Consider the following 20990-nt stretch of genomic DNA (forward strand, 5'->3'; position numbering starts at 1 on the left):
AGATTTTTTAAAAGTTGACCTGTGTATTATTATAAAATTTCTCCAAAATTTATCTATAATAATAACCTTTTTCTCGTTGAGCTAAGAGCACTGAATGTAGAAAGTGCTTTTTTCTTTTAAGCTTTTTTATTATGAAATATAAAAGACAAGTTACCCCACACAAAAAAACACACAAAAGACTAATATCTTACGAAAAAGATGTGTCTGAATAAGCCTGTGCCGTCGTTATATTTGCCATCCCCTAATGTTTCTTAAAACTCTTGGTACTTGAGACGGCCCATAAGAGGAATCTTTAGTCTTTTCTTGTACAGTTTTTATCCATATAACTCTCCCCGCCTGTAACGTATAAACGAATGATTTTGATTGATCCAACAGACACAGATTTAAAATGAGAGAATCTTGCGGTATTCAAGGTTCTAATACAATATGAATAACGCTAGATTATCTTTATAAATCAATTCATTGTAATCTCCCCCTCACAAAATGGTCATAATAGACGAGAAGGAGGCAATACTGGGAAGGAATGAGCAAGCTTATTCCTCTATAAGCGCAGTTCCACCGATTGTCATATTATTGATTCGAAGATGAGGTTGACCAACACCAACAGGGACATTTTGCCCTGCTTTTCCGCACATACCAATACCATTATCTAGTTTACTATCATTACCAATCATTGTGATACGTTTCATAGCATCCGGTCCATTTCCAATAAGAGTTGCACCTTTGATTGGTGCACAAATTTTGCCATTTTCTACTCGGTATGCTTCAGTACATTCAAAGACGAATTTTCCGGAAGTAATATCAACTTGTCCTCCACCAAATGAAACAGCATAGATACCACTTTTAAGTGAAGAAAGGATTTCTTCAGGTGTTTTATCTCCTCCTAGCATGATTGTATTGGTCATTCGTGGCATTGGTGCATAAGCATAAGATTCACGCCGTCCATTTCCAGTTGATTTACCTCCCATAAGCCGTGCATTAAGTCTGTCTTGCATAAAACCAACGAGTTTTCCATCTTCAATGAGAACGTTATATCCTGAAGGGGTCCCCTCATCATCGACAGTGAGAGAGCCACGGCATTGTGGAATTGTTCCATCATCAACAACTGTAACACCTTTTGCTGCAACTTGTTGTCCTAAAAGTCCAGCAAAAGCCGATGTTTTTTTACGGTTAAAGTCACCTTCTAAACCATGACCTACGGCTTCATGGAGCATAACACCAGGCCATCCGTTAGCTAAGACAACATCAAAAGATCCAGCAGGTGCTGCTTCTGCTTCTAAATTTGTTAAAGCCATACGTAAGGCTTCATCCGCGGCTTTTTTCCAATTGTCTTCATGAATAAATTGGTTAAATGCTTGTCTCCCTCCACATCCATAAAAACCATTTTCACGACGATTGCCTTCAGCTGCGACCACAGATATAGAAAGTCGCACAAGGGGACGAATATCACGAACCAAATAACCATCTGCACGTAAAATTTCAACATGTTGTAGCGAGCCGGAAAGAGAAACAGTCACCTGATGCAATTTATCATTTTTAGCACGTAAATAGGCATCAATTTTTTGCAAAAGAGCACTTTTTTCTTCAAATGATGGAGCATCAAGGGGATTATGCGGTTGATAAAGCCTTTTGTTTGTTTGTTGAGGTGCTATGCTATAAGTCCCTGCATGATTATTATAGGTAACAGCTTTAGCAGCTTCACTGGCACGTTTGAGTGCAGCAGCTGATAACTCACTAGAGTGAGCATATCCAGTAGCCTCTCCAGCAACAACGCGTAGTCCAAATCCCATATCTTGATGAAATGAGCCGTTTTTAAGCTGTCCATTATCAAATAAAAGAGCTTCGCTTTCTGTGTACTCAAGGTAAAGCTCACCATCATCAGCATGATGAAGTGTTTCCTGTATAAGTGATTGCACTTTAGAGGAAGCAATATCAAAATGATCAATCAGCGATTTCATAAGAATTATCCTATTTTTATGGGGGCTCAGAAGATTTTTATCAATCTAATTTTAAGAATCTTTCAAAATATACGATGAGATTTTGATTGTTTAAAATGTATTGATTTCATTCATGTCGGTAAGGTTGCATAGGCGTCGCCAAGACCATGAAGGTCAACAAAACCTCCAATCCCTTGTTCCGGAGTTGTAAAGATAAAATAGGTTGCCATTTTTCCTTTTAAAAAGAGCTGCAATATGTCTTCTTTAAGAAAGGCTTCAGCAACACAATTATCACCAAGACAACGACGATATTCCATTCTGCCCATATTTTTATCGTCAATTTTAATTCCAACGCCAGGACGTAATTCAACGCGAATCGGAACAAAAACACGCATCAAAGCACCTTGCTTTTGAGGAAGTTTATAAAATGTAACGCGCAAGGTAATATCTTGACGCCCTTGTGTGTGAACGTTTTGTACAACTTCACACTGTATGTTAGGTGTACCTGGTGGTAGAGAACACACTTTTGTCCATGCACCATAGGTTTGCGGAGCAGGGACATCTTGTGCATAGGGTGTTTGTGCAAATGCATGACTGATAAAACTACTATAAAGCGTGTAAAGAACAGCACCAATAAAAAAAGTTTTTTTGAGTAATTTATAAAGTATCACAGAAAATCCTATCCGACTCAACACCCACAACCATGCATAGATTTACATAAAAAAATGAATTCCCCATAAAAAACCATAACACAAAATCAGTATTTACCCAAATATATTAATTCATATGATATATTTTTATGATACATTTGTAATGTGGAGAGAACGTTGATTGAAAAAATGTATTTTTATTGCCAATATTTCCATTTACTTTTAGGGGATACGTGCGAAAGAGATATTTCATATTTTCTCAAAAATACGATTGGTCTTAATGGGTCATTTCCATACGCTAGATAATATTTGTCAGATAATATTGGATTTGTGAATGACAGAAATGGAAAAGGGCTTTGAGTGGAATGTCAGTTTCAGAAGAGTTATCGGTTGTGAATGGTAAATCAACGCCACCAAAATCCGGTATTGGTGATTACATCACATTATTAAAGCCACGTGTTATGTCTCTTGTGGTCTTTACGGCTCTGGTTGGTTTGCTTGTATCGCCTGTTCCTATCAATCCGTGGTATGGTTTTTTAGCAATTTTATGTATTGCTGCTGGTGGCGGTGGTGCGGGAGCACTGAACATGTGGTATGATGCTGACATTGATGCTGTGATGGAACGGACTAAAAAGCGTCCTATTCCCATGGGTAAAATCAGCTCCCAAAAGGCATTTATTTTTGGCATGGTTCTTTCTATGCTCTCGGTATTGGTTATGGGGAGCTTCATTAATTGGTTTGCGGCATTTTTTCTTGCGTTTACGATTTTCTTTTATGTCGTTATCTATACAATTTGGTTAAAGCGTATCACACCACAAAATATTGTTATTGGTGGTGCTTCTGGGGCTTTTCCACCAATGATTGGATGGGCCGTGACAACAGGGACAGTGAGTATTGATAGCTTTTTATTATTTTTAATCATTTTTATGTGGACCCCCCCTCACTTTTGGGCTCTTTCTTTATTTTCATCTCTTGATTATGAGGCTGCAGGTATCCCTATGATGCCTAATGTACGAGGTGAACATTCAACAAAAAAACAGATTTTATTTTATACTGTTTTGATGGCATTGTGTGCTGCTGCTCCTTGCTTTACTGGTCTTGGCGGAATTTTTTATGGTATTTTTTCAACAATTTTAAGCATTATCTTTATTTATTTTGCCTATCGTTTATGGAAAGCTGATACACATAATGAAACTATTTTGATGGCCAAAAAAACGTTTTTCTTTTCGTTACTTTATTTGGCAGCTATCTTTGGAATTCTTTTGATTGAATCTCTTGTTTGGTATTTTATCGCTCTTTAGTTGCGTAAAATGAAAGAGCAAATTTTAAAAGAGCTTTTCTTCAAGAAAATGCTGTAAGAAAACACGATAGAGTGTGTTCTTATGCAAAAGATGATATTGCACGTTTTTTTACATTGCTTATTCATGTATAATAATAGGTTGTTTGAATATATAGCTAAAACTATAGAGATTAAGGATGATTTATGTCTGGACTTCCCCCTTTAACGATACGTCTTTGTGGTCCACGTGGATTTTGTGCAGGGGTTGATCGTGCTATCCAGATTGTTCTGCTTGCATTAAAAAAATATGGTGTTCCAGTATATGTTCGTCATGAAATTGTACACAACCGCTACGTAGTTGAGGGATTACAGCAACGGGGTGCTGTTTTTGTCGAAGAACTTAATGAGATTCCAGAAGAACATCGCAATCAACCAGTTGTTTTTTCTGCTCATGGTGTACCAAAATCTGTTTCAGAAGAAGCACGATACTATAATTTGTTTTATCTCGACGCAACATGTCCGTTGGTCTCGAAAGTTCATAAACAAGCGATACGACATCAACGTCATGGTCGTCATGTTATATTGATTGGTCATGCTGGTCATCCTGAGGTGATAGGGACAATGGGACAGCTTGAAGAAGGGGTTGTGACGCTTATTGAAACGATAGAAGATGCTTTGCATTATCAACCCAATGATCCAGATAAATTAGGATTTGTTACACAAACAACGCTTTCTGTTGAAGATACTGCAGGAATTATCGATATATTACAACAACGTTTTCCTACATTAGCAGCACCAGCGGCTGAATCAATTTGCTATGCTACAACGAATCGACAAGATGCGGTTAAAGCAGCGGCAAAGGGGAGTGATTTGTTTTTGATTGTTGGAGCACCAAACTCTTCTAATTCACGACGTTTAGTAGAGGTTGCCGAAAAGTCTGGTGCGCGGCAAGCTATTTTAGTTCAGCGCGCTGATGAAATTAATTTTGAAAACCTAAAATCTCTTTCTATAGTCAGTCTTTCAGCAGGGGCTTCGGCTCCTGAAATTATTATTGATGAAATTATTTCAGCATTTCGTGAGCGTTATGATGTCACAATAGAATTAGCTGAAACAGTGGTAGAAACGGAAAAATTTTTAGTGAGTCGCGAATTACGCGACGTCATTTTAACGTCTCAAGATATGGCTTTCGTTAATGGTCAAGCAAATAATGCAAAAAATGAAAATCAGAATACAGACATGTCTACAACGAAAGCAGAATAATGGCCGTTTATACAGATATTCACCCAAATGATTTAAAAGTGTTTTTAACACGTTATGCAATAGGATCACTTTTGTCTTATCAAGGTATAGAAGAGGGGATTGAAAATTCTAATTTTATGTTAGAGACAACACAAGGGCGATTTATTTTAACACTTTATGAAAAGCGTATTTCAAAAGATGATTTACCTTTTTTTTGTCGCTTGATGCAGCATTTAGGACAGCGTGGAATTCCTTGTCCTCAACCTGTTATTCAAAATGATGGAATGATGATCTGTGAACTAGCAGGACGTCCTGCTGCTATTATTACTTTTCTGGAAGGAGAGTGGATCCGCCAGCCCAATATAGATCATTGTGGCGAAGTGGGGACGGGGTTAGCACAATTACATTTAGCAGGACAGGATTTTACACTCAGTCGTAAAAATACTCTTTCTGTTATGGATTGGAAGGTATTGTGGCAACGTTGTCAAACCAAAGAAGATGCATTGTTAAAAGAATTTGGACAAAAAATTGAGTTGGAATTGGCTTTTTTACAGGAAAATTGGCCATGTAATTTACCAATAGGCATTATTCATGCAGATTTATTTAATGATAACGTTTTTTTTGTGAATCATCGTCTTTCTGGGATGATAGATTTCTATTTTGCTTGTAATGACTTTTTTGCTTATGATTTAGCGATCTGTTTAAATGCTTGGTGCTTTGAGCCTGATCATTCCTATAATCTTACCAAAGCACGTAAGTTATTGGAAAATTATCAAAAAATAAGACCATTGATCCCTTTAGAATTGGACAAGATGGTCTTATTAGCTCGTGGTGCATCTCTACGTTTCTTACTCACACGTCTATATGATTGGTTTAATACACCGCCTAATAGCTTTGTTATTAAGAAAGATCCATGGGAGTATTGGCACAAGCTTTGTTTTTTCAGTAATGTAAATTCGCTAAGTGAATTAGGTTTTTAAATTTTATGGCAACTCAACAAAAAGTCGTTGAAATTTATACAGATGGTGCTTGCTCAGGGAATCCTGGAGTTGGAGGATGGGGAGCAATTTTACGCTGGAATGGTCATGAACGGGAGCTTTATGGCGGTAAGATCCATACGACAAACAATCAAATGGAACTCATGGCGGCAATTTGTGCATTAAAGGCGCTTAAAGAGCCCTGTTTGGTCGATCTTTATACAGACTCAGTTTATGTACGTAACGGTATATCTAAGTGGATTGAAGATTGGAAAAAGAATAATTGGCGCACTGCATCAAAAAATCCTGTTAAAAATATGGAGCTATGGCAAGCTCTTGAGGATGCTAGTTCTTGTCATACAGTTAGATGGCACTGGGTAAAAGGGCATGCGGGACATCCAGAAAATGAACGCGCAGATGCCCTTGCTCGCAAAGCAATTACTCAATATCGTGAAAATGGACGTTTTCCAGCATAATTGCTTTTTGAGAGCTTTTTCTTTTATCACGGAGACGCAAGAGGGGTTGGCTGCGTATGGAATATGAATGTTCCACTTAAGGCGTGATCTTTAAAAGCAACTGTATAAAAAATTTTTTGGTTTATTTCTTCTGGTGTGAAATAGAGTGGAGCACTGAAGAGTGTATATTCTGCGTTATCACTGACTTTTCTTGCTGCTCCAATTTGCATTTCTCCTCCATCTAAAAAGAGAGAGGAAGGAGTGGTTTTGTTGTTATTTTGTATTTTTATAAGAAGGGTACTATTATTTTTTTCAGCACTTATTTTTAGTGCATTCTGCGTCATGCGGGGCAAAGAATTTTGCGCCTTTTTTAAGAAGGAAGCAGGAAGCTGTTTATTTTTAAGAGCAGATGGCGAAAAATCAAAGTTAACAGTAAATGGAAGACAGATTTTGTGACATAATCCAAGAGTGAAAGCACCACTTAAATTTTTGCTTGAACCAGAAAGATTGAAGGGCAATATTACTTTATCTTTATAACCTAATGACCAATCATTTTCTGTTTCAAAAAGCTGTGGAGTAGGATAAAAGATTTCATAAGAAATCTGTTGGTTGAAATTAAAAAATGGTGCCATGCCAGAATTACCTGGATTACGCCAGTAAGTTTTCCATCCTGGTTTAAGCTCAATTTCAATAATGCCTTCTCTTATTCCAGAAAGAGAAGGTTCAGTGATCGCTAATCGGATACGACCACCCTCTGATTCATACCAAGATGTTGCGAAAAGCTGGAGTTTTTGTTCTGTTTGAGCATTTACAGGAATGTTAAGTAATTCTAAAACTATGAATGTTAAGCTTAAAGTAACTAAAAGCTTTTTATAAAAGAAAGTTGCGATATTTTGTAAATTTGTAAATATATAACTTTTTTTCATTGGAGTTTTATTTTCCTAGTGTGCTAAATGAACAAATTTTTATCATGTCAATTATGGAGAATAACAGATTAATGAAGCGGTGTAATGGCTTTTTAGGTGGACAATTACTCATAGCAATGCCTGGGATGAATGACAAACGCTTTATTCGTTCTGTTATTTATATTTGTGCGCATTCTGATGCCGGTGCGATGGGCATCATTCTCAATCAATTGCATCACATTGATTTTCCAGAGCTTTTGCTTCACTTAGGAATCATAGACAGTGGCCAAAAAAAAAGTCTTTCTGAACCAATAAAACAGTTTCCAGTTCGCTATGGTGGTCCTGTTGATCCTTCGCGTGGTTTTGTCCTTCATTCAGATGATTATGCTTGTGAAGAAACTGTTTTTATTGCGGATAAGATCTGTTTTACTGCGACAATTGATATATTAAAAGCGATCAGTTGCGAACAAGGTCCGCAACATGCACTGGTCGCATTAGGCTATGCTGGATGGAAAGCGGGGCAACTTGAGGCAGAAATTTCTACAAATGGTTGGCTAATCAGTTCTACATCACCTAGTTTTCTTTTTGAAAGCGATTTAAGCTGCAAGTATGATAAAAGTTTAACACGCATGGGTATCGATCCAACTTATCTTGCTTCTGAAATGGGACACGCGTAGAGTTTTTTCTAAGCTTTTTAACTTTACACGTTATTTTATCCCTTATGTTTTTATTTTATAAGGGAAATGGCTCTGAACGAGCGTAATTAATTCTTCTATGGCAATCGGTTTCGTCACAAGTGTACTTTGAACATATTTACAGCCTTCTTGACGGAGGAAGATTGCTTCTTTTTCATTTTCAACACCTTCTGCGATAATTTGCAAATTAAGATCTGTTGCCATATTAATGATAGACTTTAGAACAATTTTCTTCTTAAGAGAGTCGATTGAGATAAGTGAACGATCAAGTTTAACCATATCAAATGGATAACGTACGAGATAGGTCAGAGACGAATAACCTGTTCCAAAATTATCGAGTGCGAGATTCATTCCAAGTGTTTTAATTTGTTCAAGAAAGTGCGCTGATTGTTCAGGATTATTTCTTAAGACAAATTCAGATATTTCAATCATCAGACGCCCTTTGTGGAGCGGATGGCGAAGCAAAGCGGCACGCAATTGACTGATAAAACGAGGATGAATCATTTCTGCGCTTGGTAAATTAATTGAAATAAAGAAAGATTGTTGGGAAAACTTTTCTTGTACATTTATAAGATCAATAATGGCATTATCGATGATAAATTGTGACAAATCCATAACAATTTGTTCATTTTCTACGATTTTTATGAAATCAGAGACATTTAAATTTCCATAAGTGGGATGATGCCATTCTACAATTGTTTCAAAACCAATAATATGTCCGTCTGATAAATTAAGAATAGGATGGTAGAGGATTTTCATCTCATTACGTTTTATGGCATAATGGACATCTTTCTCCAGAGTATTATGTTCGAGACCCAAAGTGCGAAAATTAGGACGAAAAGGTTCAATATGGTTCCCACCCATTTGTTTTGCGCGAATCATCGCTAACTCACTATCATTAAAAATATCTTTAGCCGTCGACCGGCTTTCACTCCATGTAACCAATCCGATAGAGGTTGAAAGGATTATTTTATTTTCTGAAAGTGAAATAGGTGCTGAAATTGTTTTGTGCAAATGATCTGCAAATGCTGCAATTTTTTGTGGTTCGGTTTCACTGAGTAAAATAATTGCAAAGCGGTCTGCTGAAAGACGCGATAAGGTGTCTTGAAAGTTAATGAGACGATTTAAACGACGTGCGATTATAAGCAGTACAGTATCCCCAACTGCTATGCCTAATTTGCGATTAATTTGGCGAAAATTGTCAAAATCAATCATAAAGACAGTTGGTCTAATTTTGATATTTGCTTTCGCTAAAGAGGTATAATTTTGTAGTCTATCAAAGAAAATTTGTTGGTTAGGAAGTCCAGTTAAGCTGTCGTGGATTGCATCATGCAATAAGCGTTCTTCGGATTTTTTATGGTTAGTAATATTGACAATGGTTCCAATGACACGTGTGATTTTTCCATCTTTTTGCATAGCCGGACGTGCACGAAGAGAAAACCAATGATAATAACCACCACCGGAAGAAAGCCGAAAAATTTGATCAATGCGCCCTTTTTTATTTTTAAGAATGATATCCAATACGGCTTGAAAGCGTTCACGATCATCATGGTGCAAGGCTGAAATCCAGTTGCGCATAGGTCCATTGAGGTTATGAATTTCAGTACCAAAAAGGGTTGCCATGTTTGGATGTACAACAATACGATCACGCTCAATATTCCAATCCCAAATAATATTTCCAGCTCCCTTTGCTGCGAGTACTTGTTGTTCAAGGTCGGAAAATATTCCTTCATGGAAAGCGTCATTAGAAAAAGTTTGTTGCAGGACAGTAAAGCTTATGAGAAGAACAATGAGCACTAATCCTCCCGCTAATGCTGGCTGGATAATATCATTGTTTAAATGTCCAGCTATGCAGGCATAGGCTCCAACACACCAAAAGCTAATGAGCAACCATGTTGGAATAAGCATAATGGCGCGGTCATAGCTTCTGATTGAGAAATAGATGATTAATATTATACCAAGCACAGCGGTAAGGCCAAAAGACAAACGCGCAATTCCAGCTGCTCTGATGGGATCATAAATAGCAAAGGCTCCTAGACTGCAAAACGCAATGGTCCAAGCGATAGCACCGTAACTAAAATGATAATGCCAGCGGTTAAGGCTGAGATAGGTAAAAAGAAAAATGAAGAGTGTAGCAGTAAGTGCTACTTCTGTACCAGCACGCCAGATTGGTTGGGTTGTGAGTGTAACTGCAAAGAATTTATTTAAAAAGTTGAAGTCAATACCAATATAAAAAAGCACTGCCCAAGCAACTGCCGCTGTTGCAGGAAACAGCCCTGTTCCACGGACGACGAAGAGAACAGCTAACAAAAGCGCTAAGAGACCTGATATCCCAAGAAGAATACCATGATAAAGCGTATAAGAATTAATTGCATCTTTATAAGCTTCAGGTTGCCATAAATAGATTTGCGGTAGATTTGCAGAGTTAAGTTCGGCCACAAATGTAATAACAGCACCAGGGTTAAGGGTAATACGAAAGATATCAGAGTTTGCACTAAGTTGACGATCGAGGGAAAAACCTTCGCTTGGCGTTATGGATTGAATCCTTGATGATCCAAGGTCTGGCCAAAAAAATCCAGAACGTGCCATGCGGTAATGGGGGGCAACGATGAGACGATCAACTTGTTCATCTGTTGGATTTGCAAGAGAAAAAACTGCCCAATTTCCGGAAAATTTTTCATTTTTTGCCTGCACTTCAATACGCCATACAATACCATCTGGTCCTGGTGCTGTACTTGTTTGAAAAATAGAGTTGTTTGTATGGTGAATTTCAATTGCTTTTGAGAGATCAAGAGCAGCATCTTGAGAAGAAATTTTAACTGGTTCAATTGCTTGTGCTGATGTAAGATGGACAAAAGAACTAACGACTACAATGAAAATGATGTCAATTATTTTACGCAAACTCTTCACAATGTCCCACTCTCAATATTTTAGGATGTTTAATTTTCATTTCGACTTTTGAGAAAAAACGTCCACCTTTTATAATTTATTTACATAATAAATTGTTATCACTTTTTCTTAAGTTATGTGATTTTATATACAAATAGACCACACACCCATTTGCTTCAATGGAACCTGAAGCGAATGAAGTTTTATATTTTAAAAGGGCAAAGTTAAACCATGAATTTCCAGATTTCACGGATATACCTTCACTTATTAGAATCTTTATCACATGAAGTATGAATTGGGTAGTTTTGTACGCCTATTTGCCCAATATTTCCAAAACTTATTTAATGAGGAGAGCTTTTGTGGTAAATTTTATGATAAAATATGTGATGTTATTGTGATGCTGCTTTGAAAAGAAGTTTTTACTTTAGCTTGTATGAAAGAGTTGACGTTAAATCATCAAAATTTATGAGGGGTCCTACAGGTCCGACAGCAGTTAGTGTTGGAGTGGAGTTTGTAAAAAGACGATGTGCTAAATCAGTTAATCTTTTAGGAGTGATGAGATTGAGGCGTTCAATTGTTTCCGATATTGGAATTGGTCGACCATAAAGGAGTATTTGGCGAGCAATGAGATGTGCTTGACTAGAGGGATTTTCCTGTGACATTGTCAGATTTGCACGATATTGCGTTTGTGCTCGTTGCAGTTCGTTGGCGTGAATATTTTTGCTGACCTTGGAAAGTTCATCAAGAATCACAGGAATAAGTTCTTTGAGCCCTTCTTGTCCGGTAGCTGCGTGAACACCAAAAAGCCCAGTATCTGAAAATCCCCAATGAAAAGCATAAATAGAATAGCATAATCCACGTTTCTCTCTTACCTCTTGAAAAAGACGTGAAGACATACCACCACCAAGAATGATAGAAAGAATTTGGGCTGCATAAAAATCACGCGCGTGATAAGCACGTCCTTCAAACCCTAGAACAACTTGTGTATCCATTAAATCGCGATATTCACGAAAGTCGCCACCGACATAATTTGCAAGATTAGTAAGAGGTGCGGTTGAATGGGAGCGAAAAGTACCAAGACGACTTTCAACTTCTCGCAAGAAACTTTCGTGCTTTACAGCTCCTGCAGCAACGACAATCATACGATCTGCACTATATTGTTTATTGATGAAATCATGGAGATCAGTAGATGTAAATGATTGAATAGTTTTAGCTGTTCCTAAAATAGAGCGTCCAAGGGATTGATGACGAAAGGCTGTTTCTGTAAAGTGATCAAAAACAATGTCATCAGGAGTGTCATGGGCAGCACCAATTTCCTGAAAGATTACTTGTTTTTCTCGTTCTAGTTCATCGTCGTCAAATTTTGAATGCATTAAAATATCGGCTAAAATATCTATAGCAAGTGGGATATCGCTTTTAAGAACACGTGCAAAGTAAGCTGTTGTTTCAATACTGGTTGTAGCATTGATTTCACCGCCAACATCTTCAATATCGGTTGCAATTTGAAAAGCAGTACGGTTTTCGGTTCCTTTAAAAGCCATATGCTCAAGAAGATGAGCAATACCATGCTGTGTGGAGGTTTCATTGCGTGAGCCCACTTTAACCCATATTCCGAGGGCAACACTATCAATTTGTTGCATTGTATGTGTGGCGATAGTCAAACCATTACTAAGGCGACATATATCTACATCCATGTATTTACAACTCCATTAAATAAGCTAAATACCTCATTGTAAGGGTATCAGAATATTCTTGATTTAAATTAATGCAGCTAACTTTAATAAGATGCACGCGATTTTAAAGAAATATAATCTTTTACTATTTTTTCATCATTAGCAAGATTTATAAAATGTTCTTCGTGTTTCATTACATCATTGAGATGAGATGGCCATGGAGCATGAAGGCCACAAGCACTTTTAATAGTATCAGGAAATTTAGCTGGATGAGCCGTGGCAAGAACGATCATTGGAATATGCGGTTTTTTGTTTTCACGCGCTACTTGAAGAGCGACCGCTGTATGTGGATCAACAAGATAGCCACTTTCCTTATAGACACTATCAATTGTTTGAGCTGTTGCAGCCATGTTGCTTTTTCCAGCGGAAAATAGGGAACGAATATTTTTGAGTTGCTTTTCATCAAGAGTAAAGAGACCCGTTTTTTTCAAGTTTTCCATTGCATTGCGAATCCACATTGGATCACGATTGCCACTTTCAAAGAGCAAACGTTCAAAATTAGAAGAGACCTGAATATCCATAGAAGGTGATGTTGTATGGACTATTGGTTGTGTTTTGTAAGTACCACTGGTCAATGTACGTACAAGGATGTCGTTATCATTCGTTGCGATGACCAGTTGAGCAATGGGTAATCCCATACGGGCTGCGACATAACCTGCAAAAATATCACCAAAATTTCCAGTAGGAACAGTAAATGAAACAGCTCTATCAGGTGCTCCTAAAGAAAGTGCAGATGAAAAATAGTAAACAATTTGCGCCATGATACGCGCCCAATTTATAGAATTAACACCTGAAAGTGCTCTTTTTTTACGAAAATTGTGGTCATTAAACATTGCTTTGACAAGAGCTTGGCAATCATCAAAATTTCCTTCAATGGCAATGGCATGAACATTGGAACAATGATTGGTTGTCATTTGCCGTTGTTGAACAGGCGATACACGTCCTTTAGGAAATAAAATAAAAATATCTGAGTGTTCTTTTCCAGCAAAAGCCTGTATTGCAGCTCCTCCTGTATCACCTGATGTTGCAGCAATAATCGTTGCACATCTATTTTTTTCAGTCAAAACATAATCCATCAGTCGAGAAAGAAACTGCATTGCTACATCTTTAAAAGCTAAAGTAGGACCATGAAAGAGTTCAAGGATAAATTCATCTGCTCCAGTTTGTCGTAACGGACAGATTGCTGGATGGTGAAAGGTTGCATAAGATTCAGCGATCATATTTTCAAAAGCTGTATATTCGATTTCGTTATTCACAAAGGGCCACAGAATAGTTTTAGCAATTGTTGTATAGGACTGACCACGAAGTGCTCGTAACGCATCAAATGATAGCTGAGGAAATTTATCTGGCAAATAAAGTCCCCCATCACTTGCCAACCCTGTCATGATTGTTTCCGTAAAGCTTAAAGCAGGAGCTTCACCTCTCGTGCTGATATATTCCATAAGTCTTATCCTTTTTTTATTTCTGGCAAATTGATGAAGTTATTTATTTCACGTTTTTCATAATATTTAAATTATTAAATGGATAGAGCTTCTTTTCTTCTTTTTAATTCAATAATGAAAGGAAATAGCCTTAAGCATTTTTATTTTTGAGATATAAACGCCAAATGTTCACAGAAAATCTGTTACAGTCAAAATTTTTTTCTCTATTATTCATTCACTTAAATTTTACAACGTATCTTCACTTGTACACCTTCTTAAATAATAAAATTAAATAGATAGAATGGTATTTATTGAAGAACTTTTGTATAAAACTCAATCATTCATAGTTATTTTATGCTCTTAATACTTTGTAACAATTAAATCTGCTAAACTGAATGTTAAAATGATACATCTCAGAACTCACATTGGAAGATTTATAAGGTAATTTTATGGCACTTCGTGCGCAAATCTATACTTTGAATAATCTTTTTTAGCTTAATTTATCACTTTGTATAATAATAGATATTATATTTGTGCTATACAGTATGGTAACCTAAAGTTTATCCATAGAAAACATACAACAGCCTGCTAAATGATGGGAAGCAGGCTGTAAAGTATTTTCATTTTAAATAGAAAAAAATAACTAAGTATCTTTGAATTATTTGCCTTTAATTTTTCCTATTGCCCATCCGATTATCCCGCTAAATATGGCCATAACAGATCCAGTCAAGAATCCAAAACCCAAAGCTCCTACTGTAGAAAAAACTCCTAGCGTAATTGGTTCAAACACTTTCTCAAATTTTCCTTCAAAGGCAGATTCACTTTTTGCTTTATGAGTGAAACTTGGGACATAAAGAGCAGCTATATCGATAGCTTTTTTCTTTCCTTGTTCTATTAAAGAGACAGTTTCCCATTGAGTATCATTTTTCAAATGATTGGCATGAACATTTATAACTTGTGAAAGCAGAAAAGCAACTGCTATAAAAATATTTAATACGTAAGTTTTCAATACTTTAATCATAGTTTACCACCAATACTTTTATTTTAATCTGAATTGAATAGATGCATCGGCAGAATTAGTGCACATTGAGAGAAACAGAAGCATTTAAAGCTTTTTTCACTCTTAGTGTGATAATTCATTAGTTTTTGTCATCAACAATGGATAAACACGGAATATGTTCATAGTTTATATTTCATATGAGAAGGTCTTATTCTGATGAAATTTCAATTTTAACGAGATTTAAAATACAATATTATTTTACTTATTATCCATCCTAAAAACATGCCTATCGTACTTGATGCATATCCAAGTGCCATCCCCATACCAAAAGCCCCGAGTGTAAGAGGTTCAACAACCTTTTCAAATTTTCCTTCAATAGTAGCTTCATTACCCACTCCACGATTTAGACTAGGTCTATAGAGAGAAACGGTATGGACTGCATCCTTTCTTTTCTGTTCTATTGCAGAAACAAAAATATTCTCACGATGAGTACTATTTTGTAAAGAGTTTGCATGCACATTTACAACCTGAGAAAGAGAAAAGGCAGAAATAATGAAAATACTTAATATATGATTTTTAAATAATTTAACCATAATTTACCTCAAATATTTATACTATTCAATATATATGCGTAAATTTATACTTAATTTATAATTTGGATATTTGGATGTAATCTACAACATTTATATTTTGTAGCATAATGAGCTTCATTATGTAATTATTTACAATGAATTATAGCCACATAATAAAGCTATTATTATAGAGTTCTAGACGAGGTTGAATTATTTGAACATCAATACTATGTCCTTTATCCAACTTATTATCGATCCTATAAAGCTCATTACATGTCCAGTAAACAATAGCCCCATTCCTATAGTCATAGGCTCAACGACCTTTTCAAATTTTCCTTCACCTATTGTTCCATGTTCTGTTTGATAATTTACAGACGGAGCATAGAAAGCAGTCGTAGAAACTACATCGGATTTCGCATATTTTACTTGTTCCATTGGGAAAACAGAAAATTCCTCTTTTGGATTATCGTTTTTCAAATAGTTTGCATTAACATTTACAGTTTGTGAAATAAAAAAAGTGCTCGCTATAAAAATGCTTAAAATATAATTTTTAAATATTTTTACCATAACTTTACCTCAAATATTTTTAAGTTATATATGTAAGAAATATACATAATGTTTATGTATATCACACTATATACAAGACATATAGTTCAATATGTATTTTTAGTCAATAATAAAAATACATATAAAAATATAACTATAATTTTTATAAACGTTATTGTAAAAAAGTAACAGTAATAATTACAAATTATATTTTTTAAAAACTTTATACAATATTTTATTATGTGTTATATATAAAATAACATATGGTTATCGTATAATTTTTATAAAATGACATTAATATATTTTTTAAATACATTTATAGATAATAAAATTGATCAAAATTTTTACATATTAAATATATAAAAAATTATTTATTATCGATAGTATAATAGAAAAAATGAAAATTATGATGTGGTTATAAAAATATTATTAACAATTAAAATATGAATGGACACGCTAAAATTTTATTATTTATAGTATTTATTATAGATAGTCATTATTGTAGAATGTGTGTTCTATAGATATTATTAAATTATTATTCAATGGTTATTTAATTGCATCGTGATATCAGAATAATAATTCTTACTTTACTATTAAATATATACATTTATCTTATAGATAATAATATGTTATAGATACTAAAAAATGTACAATTTTCTCATAGTGTAAAGTAGAGCTCGAATTGGATAGAGATAAATGATATTATCTTTTTATCGCCAATGTGAACAGCATATTACTATGATGCAAGGCAGTGTATAGAAGAATATAATTTAGACATATTTATGAGTGCCGAAAGATCAGCATTAGATAATATTTTCAACACTTTCTTCTTTCCAAACTGAAAAGCCGCTTTTATTTTTAGAAAGTGGATTACTTTTGAAAAGATCTGATTTCATTGCTTATTTAAAAAGGCTATTAAGTGCTTTCGGAAAATTTTAAGCAACTATTGGTATCGCTGTCGCTTGTTTAACATGATTATATGTTTCATATTTATGTGCTTTTTTAAAGAAACCGTTCTCAAGGTACTCAAGCCTATTTTGCAATGATAGATATGATGATAAAGCCCCCATAATATAAAATTCTTAGGGCATCAGAATTTTTGACGTTTATAAAGAAGAAAGATGGCATTGCCATACACTTTTCTCGCTCCTAATGTTGCTACAATTTTTGCCTTTTGAGATGATTCATTAAAAGGCATTTTTATTTCTTTATTTATTTAATTCAGCATATCTAGGTTTGAAATGAGAGAATCTTACAATATTCGGTTTTTTTGCTTAATTTGAATCATGATAAATTATGATTATAAATCAATATATTGTCTGTAAATTACTTGGTATGAAATATTTTTTATAAAATGCACATCTTCATAAGAGTGTATTCTTTTTGTTTTTTGTAATCTTAGGGAGGTTGTACCAATTGATGCTGTTAAAATACTATTTAAGCAGCAAAGTAAATAAGCCTTCAACAAGTTTATGAGATTTGGATTGAGTAAATATAAGCCTTTGTAACTCAACAAGGACGCATTTGTCATTTTCAATAAAGTCTTGTGTTCCATAGATTCCGCGAATTTTAATATTTTTTCCATGATCAATAGGCACATCCCTTACAATTTTACCATAGTATGTGATTTTTTTGATCAGATGAAAGAGGCTAGCAATTCTCACATCTTATCGAGCAAGGCATCGTAATATTCCTTTTTTGACAAATATAATAATTTATCAGGATGAGCTGCTGAGGTTGGGAGTGGGATATCGGAGTTGAGATAGATAAGCAGGGTTTAATTTTCATGAGTTGGCACCCCTGTTTTTGGCTTTTTTTTAAGTACGTGCAATGGTTAACAGACTTATGATTTCAATGAGGTGCTATATTTTTCCTTCACATTGAGATGCAATTCACCCGTGTCGTGAATTACGCATTTATTGAAGTTATTATAAAAGGAGCAGCGAGAAGAGCAGGACATTTGAATAAAAATGCTTCTTACAAGAGTTTACAAATTGATATATTCAAGAGATTTTTTATAATAGATCTCGCCATACTGCCATTGCTTCTAAGACTTCTCCTAAATGAGCATGTTTTGCAATAACTGTTTCTGCACCAGCTTCTGCAAGTGCATTAGAGTGGCCAAGATAGCTATGTGATCCTCCCGTAAAGCCGATGACACGCATGCCTGCTGCTATGGCTGCGTGTACACCATGAAGTGAATCTTCTATAACGATAGTGTTTTGGGGCTCTGCCTGTAATTGTTGTGCGGCAAAAAGGAAAACATCAGGGGCTGGTTTCGTTCTTTTTGTTCCAACTTCAGGTGCTGAAAATATTTTACCTTCAAAAAGGTCATAGAGATCAACCGTGATGAGCATCTCTTTTATATCTACGCTTTTTGCATTAGAGCAGATACAGTAGGGATAGCGTGTTTGGATAATTTCTACAGCTTCTCTTACATCATCAATAGCCCGTAATTTAGTTTTTATTTGTGTACGAAAAATATTAGTCATTTGATCTATGAGATGAGCAGAAATAGGTTTTTCTGTTTCCTGTTCAACGTGTTTAAGAATATCGCGAAAGATAAGCCCTGCAAAACGCTCACTCAATTCTTCGGGTGATATTTCATATCCTGTTTGTTTGAGCAATTGAGATCCAATTTTTGCTGCAAGATATTCAGAGTCGACGAGAACTCCGTCACAATCAAAAATAATAAGATCTATCTGAGGCATAAGATATTCCTTTACATGTTACGAGATGGACAACTTTCATGAAAACGATATTGAGAAGATCTTATTTCATAAAAATACGCTTTGAAAATGATTCTTAATTCTTTTACGAAATAAAAGATATGGGAACAGTACATTGAAAAAAAAATTAAGGTTTCATTCATATGAAAGTTTTTTTTTACTAAAAAAACAAAAACAATCATCAATTTTGTAGAACTTTAACGATACGTTTACGCTATTTTGTAAATATAGATGGGTAATGCGGGCCTATAAACTATTTTGGTTGATTATAGGGCAAATTCAGTTAATTTTGTTGGGTTTTTCATGACAGTTATTCAGCTTCAAAAAGATTTCCTTCGTACTCCCTCACAAATGCCATGGCGCAATAAAATTTTTAAAGGAGATTGTGTTTCCGTTTTAGAAAAACTTCCAAAACATTCTGTTGATATGATTTTTGCGGATCCACCCTATAATTTGCAATTGGATGGAGCTTTATACCGTCCAGATCATTCGCTTGTTGATGCGGTTGATGATGCATGGGATCAGTTTGAGAGTTTTGCTGCTTATGATGCTTTTACTCGTGCATGGTTGCTTGCTTGTCGTCGTGTATTAAAACCCAACGGAACACTTTGGGTTATCGGATCTTACCATAATATTTTTCGGGTTGGGACGGCATTACAAGATTTAGGTTTTTGGATGCTTAATGATATTATTTGGCGCAAGAATAATCCGATGCCTAATTTTCGAGGGCGCCGTTTTCAAAATGCTCATGAGACGCTTATTTGGGCCGTGCGAGATCAAAAAGATAAAAAGTACACATTTAATTATGATGCCTTAAAAGCGGCAAATGAAGATCTACAAATGCGTTCAGATTGGCTTTTCCCTCTCTGCACTGGAGCTGAACGTTTAAAGGATGATTCGGGGCGTAAATTACATCCAACACAAAAACCGCAAGCGTTATTAGCGCGTATTATTATGGCTTCTAGTAAACCTGGTGATGTTATTCTCGATCCGTTTTTTGGTTCGGGAACAACAGGTGCTGTTGCCAAGCTTTTAGGGCGTGATTTTGTTGGGATTGAACGCGAGCAAGATTACATCGATGCAGCATGTGAGAGAATTGCGGCGGTTCAACCTTTAGCGCAACCAGAACTAGCGATTTTGGATAGAAAAAAAGCAGAACCGCGCGTAGCATTCAACAGTTTGCTTGAAGCAGGTTTACTCTATCCTGGAGAAGTTCTGTATGATCGTAAGAAGCAAGTATCTGCTATTGTAAGAGCTGATGGTACGATTATGCATGGTGGTGAAGCGGGCTCAATTCACGCAATGGGAAGAAAGGCTCAAGATTCGCAGAGTTGTAATGGTTGGACCTTTTGGTATTATGAGGAAAATGGACGGTTGAAGTCCATAGATCATTTAAGAATGATCATACGTTCACAAATGTTAAAAACGGGTGTTTTATGAACTAAGCTGATCGCTTCATTCTATTGACCACCAATATACCTGATCTTGATTGAGATGGACGTGAGGGTGTTTTAGCCTTTCTTAGATGTTTTTTATTGACACACTAAATCTCGCTTGTAAGCGACAAGCGAGTATTTTATGCTTCTTTTAGAAGAAATTAAAATGAGAAATTTTCAATCTATGTTCTCATTTTAGTTCCAAAACAGTAAAATTTCAATATAAGCTTATAAAAATGAAATATCAGAATTAAAAGGTTCATTCAGAAGTTCAAAATTAAGTGCTTTTTTGAATACGTACATCTGTAAAGTGCATATAATATATTGATTATAAAGATAATTTAGCGCAACTCATATCGAATTGCCCTCGGAATATCGTCAAGTTTTCTTATTTCAAATTTGTTCCATATTGAATCGATGAAAATTACTTTCTTGCATGTCATAAACGGGGTTGGCGTGTGAATAAAAATTGTTAACGAAAGAACTAAAAGTACCTCTTATGAACCGTTTCACGTACCAAGGGATGT

General features: G+C 35.4%; 16 protein-coding genes. 6 read left to right on the forward strand and 10 right to left on the reverse strand.

The features are described from left to right. Window positions 1-533 precede the first annotated feature (533 nt). Together tldD and ACFINK_RS00410 are read right to left on the reverse strand one after the other, a co-directional pair. On the reverse strand, window positions 534-1958 hold the full coding sequence (tldD, locus tag ACFINK_RS00405; RefSeq protein ID WP_375611127.1) for a metalloprotease TldD: 1425 nt from the start codon (window positions 1956-1958) through the stop codon (window positions 534-536). A gap of 110 nt (window positions 1959-2068) precedes the next feature. Further along, window positions 2069-2608, reverse strand: a complete 540-nt coding sequence (locus ACFINK_RS00410) for an invasion associated locus B family protein (RefSeq protein ID WP_375628307.1) — start codon at window positions 2606-2608, stop codon at window positions 2069-2071. 344 nt (window positions 2609-2952) lie between these two features. Between ACFINK_RS00410 and cyoE the strand changes: the two genes are divergently transcribed. The 4 genes from cyoE to rnhA all read left to right on the forward strand — a co-directional run bounded on the left by cyoE (window position 2953) and on the right by rnhA (window position 6558). Next, complete coding sequence (gene cyoE, locus ACFINK_RS00415; RefSeq protein ID WP_375613023.1) at window positions 2953-3888, forward strand: heme o synthase; 936 nt, start codon at window positions 2953-2955, stop codon at window positions 3886-3888. 182 nt (window positions 3889-4070) lie between these two features. Beyond that, the gene (ispH, locus tag ACFINK_RS00420; RefSeq protein WP_375611130.1) at window positions 4071-5126 is read left to right on the forward strand and encodes a 4-hydroxy-3-methylbut-2-enyl diphosphate reductase; all 1056 of its coding nucleotides are present in this window, start codon (window positions 4071-4073) and stop codon (window positions 5124-5126) included. Further along, complete coding sequence (locus ACFINK_RS00425) at window positions 5126-6085, forward strand: homoserine kinase (protein WP_375613022.1); 960 nt, start codon at window positions 5126-5128, stop codon at window positions 6083-6085. The genes ispH and ACFINK_RS00425 overlap by 1 nt, the downstream gene beginning before the upstream one ends. A 5-nt stretch (window positions 6086-6090) precedes the next feature. After that, the gene (gene rnhA / locus ACFINK_RS00430; protein WP_375613021.1) at window positions 6091-6558 is read left to right on the forward strand and encodes a ribonuclease HI; all 468 of its coding nucleotides are present in this window, start codon (window positions 6091-6093) and stop codon (window positions 6556-6558) included. A 26-nt stretch (window positions 6559-6584) separates the two neighbouring features. Here the strand turns inward: rnhA and ACFINK_RS00435 are convergent, their stop codons facing one another. Continuing rightward, window positions 6585-7463, reverse strand: coding sequence for a protein-disulfide reductase DsbD domain-containing protein (locus tag ACFINK_RS00435; protein ID WP_375638052.1), 879 nt, complete (start codon window positions 7461-7463; stop codon window positions 6585-6587). Window positions 7464-7534: 71 nt separating this feature from the next. Between ACFINK_RS00435 and ACFINK_RS00440 the strand changes: the two genes are divergently transcribed. Next, window positions 7535-8119, forward strand: a complete 585-nt coding sequence (locus tag ACFINK_RS00440; RefSeq protein WP_375613019.1) for a YqgE/AlgH family protein — start codon at window positions 7535-7537, stop codon at window positions 8117-8119. Between the two features lie 42 nt (window positions 8120-8161). Here the strand turns inward: ACFINK_RS00440 and ACFINK_RS00445 are convergent, their stop codons facing one another. The 7 genes from ACFINK_RS00445 to ACFINK_RS00475 all read right to left on the reverse strand — a co-directional run bounded on the left by ACFINK_RS00445 (window position 8162) and on the right by ACFINK_RS00475 (window position 19009). After that, window positions 8162-11047, reverse strand: a complete 2886-nt coding sequence (locus ACFINK_RS00445; protein WP_375638053.1) for an EAL domain-containing protein — start codon at window positions 11045-11047, stop codon at window positions 8162-8164. Between the two features lie 398 nt (window positions 11048-11445). After that, the gene (locus ACFINK_RS00450; RefSeq protein ID WP_375611135.1) at window positions 11446-12720 is read right to left on the reverse strand and encodes a M16 family metallopeptidase; all 1275 of its coding nucleotides are present in this window, start codon (window positions 12718-12720) and stop codon (window positions 11446-11448) included. Between the two features lie 83 nt (window positions 12721-12803). Further along, window positions 12804-14201, reverse strand: a complete 1398-nt coding sequence (gene thrC / locus ACFINK_RS00455; RefSeq protein ID WP_375631597.1) for a threonine synthase — start codon at window positions 14199-14201, stop codon at window positions 12804-12806. A 637-nt stretch (window positions 14202-14838) separates the two neighbouring features. Then, entirely contained in the window at window positions 14839-15201 is a 363-nt protein-coding gene (locus ACFINK_RS00460; protein ID WP_375613017.1) for a hypothetical protein, read from the reverse strand. Between the two features lie 209 nt (window positions 15202-15410). Beyond that, a complete protein-coding gene (locus ACFINK_RS00465; RefSeq protein ID WP_375638054.1) occupies window positions 15411-15773 on the reverse strand; it encodes a hypothetical protein in 363 nt (120 codons plus the stop codon). 189 nt (window positions 15774-15962) lie between these two features. Then, a complete protein-coding gene (locus ACFINK_RS00470; RefSeq protein WP_375628294.1) occupies window positions 15963-16319 on the reverse strand; it encodes a hypothetical protein in 357 nt (118 codons plus the stop codon). 1994 nt (window positions 16320-18313) lie between these two features. Then, window positions 18314-19009, reverse strand: a complete 696-nt coding sequence (locus ACFINK_RS00475; RefSeq protein ID WP_375613014.1) for an HAD family hydrolase — start codon at window positions 19007-19009, stop codon at window positions 18314-18316. Window positions 19010-19378: 369 nt separating this feature from the next. Between ACFINK_RS00475 and ACFINK_RS00480 the strand changes: the two genes are divergently transcribed. Further along, a complete protein-coding gene (locus ACFINK_RS00480) occupies window positions 19379-20467 on the forward strand; it encodes a site-specific DNA-methyltransferase (protein ID WP_375613050.1) in 1089 nt (362 codons plus the stop codon). The last annotated feature ends 523 nt before the right edge of the window (window positions 20468-20990 follow it).

It is taken from the genome of Bartonella sp. AA16NXGY (genome assembly GCF_042197325.1).
Classification (GTDB): domain Bacteria; phylum Pseudomonadota; class Alphaproteobacteria; order Rhizobiales; family Rhizobiaceae; genus Bartonella.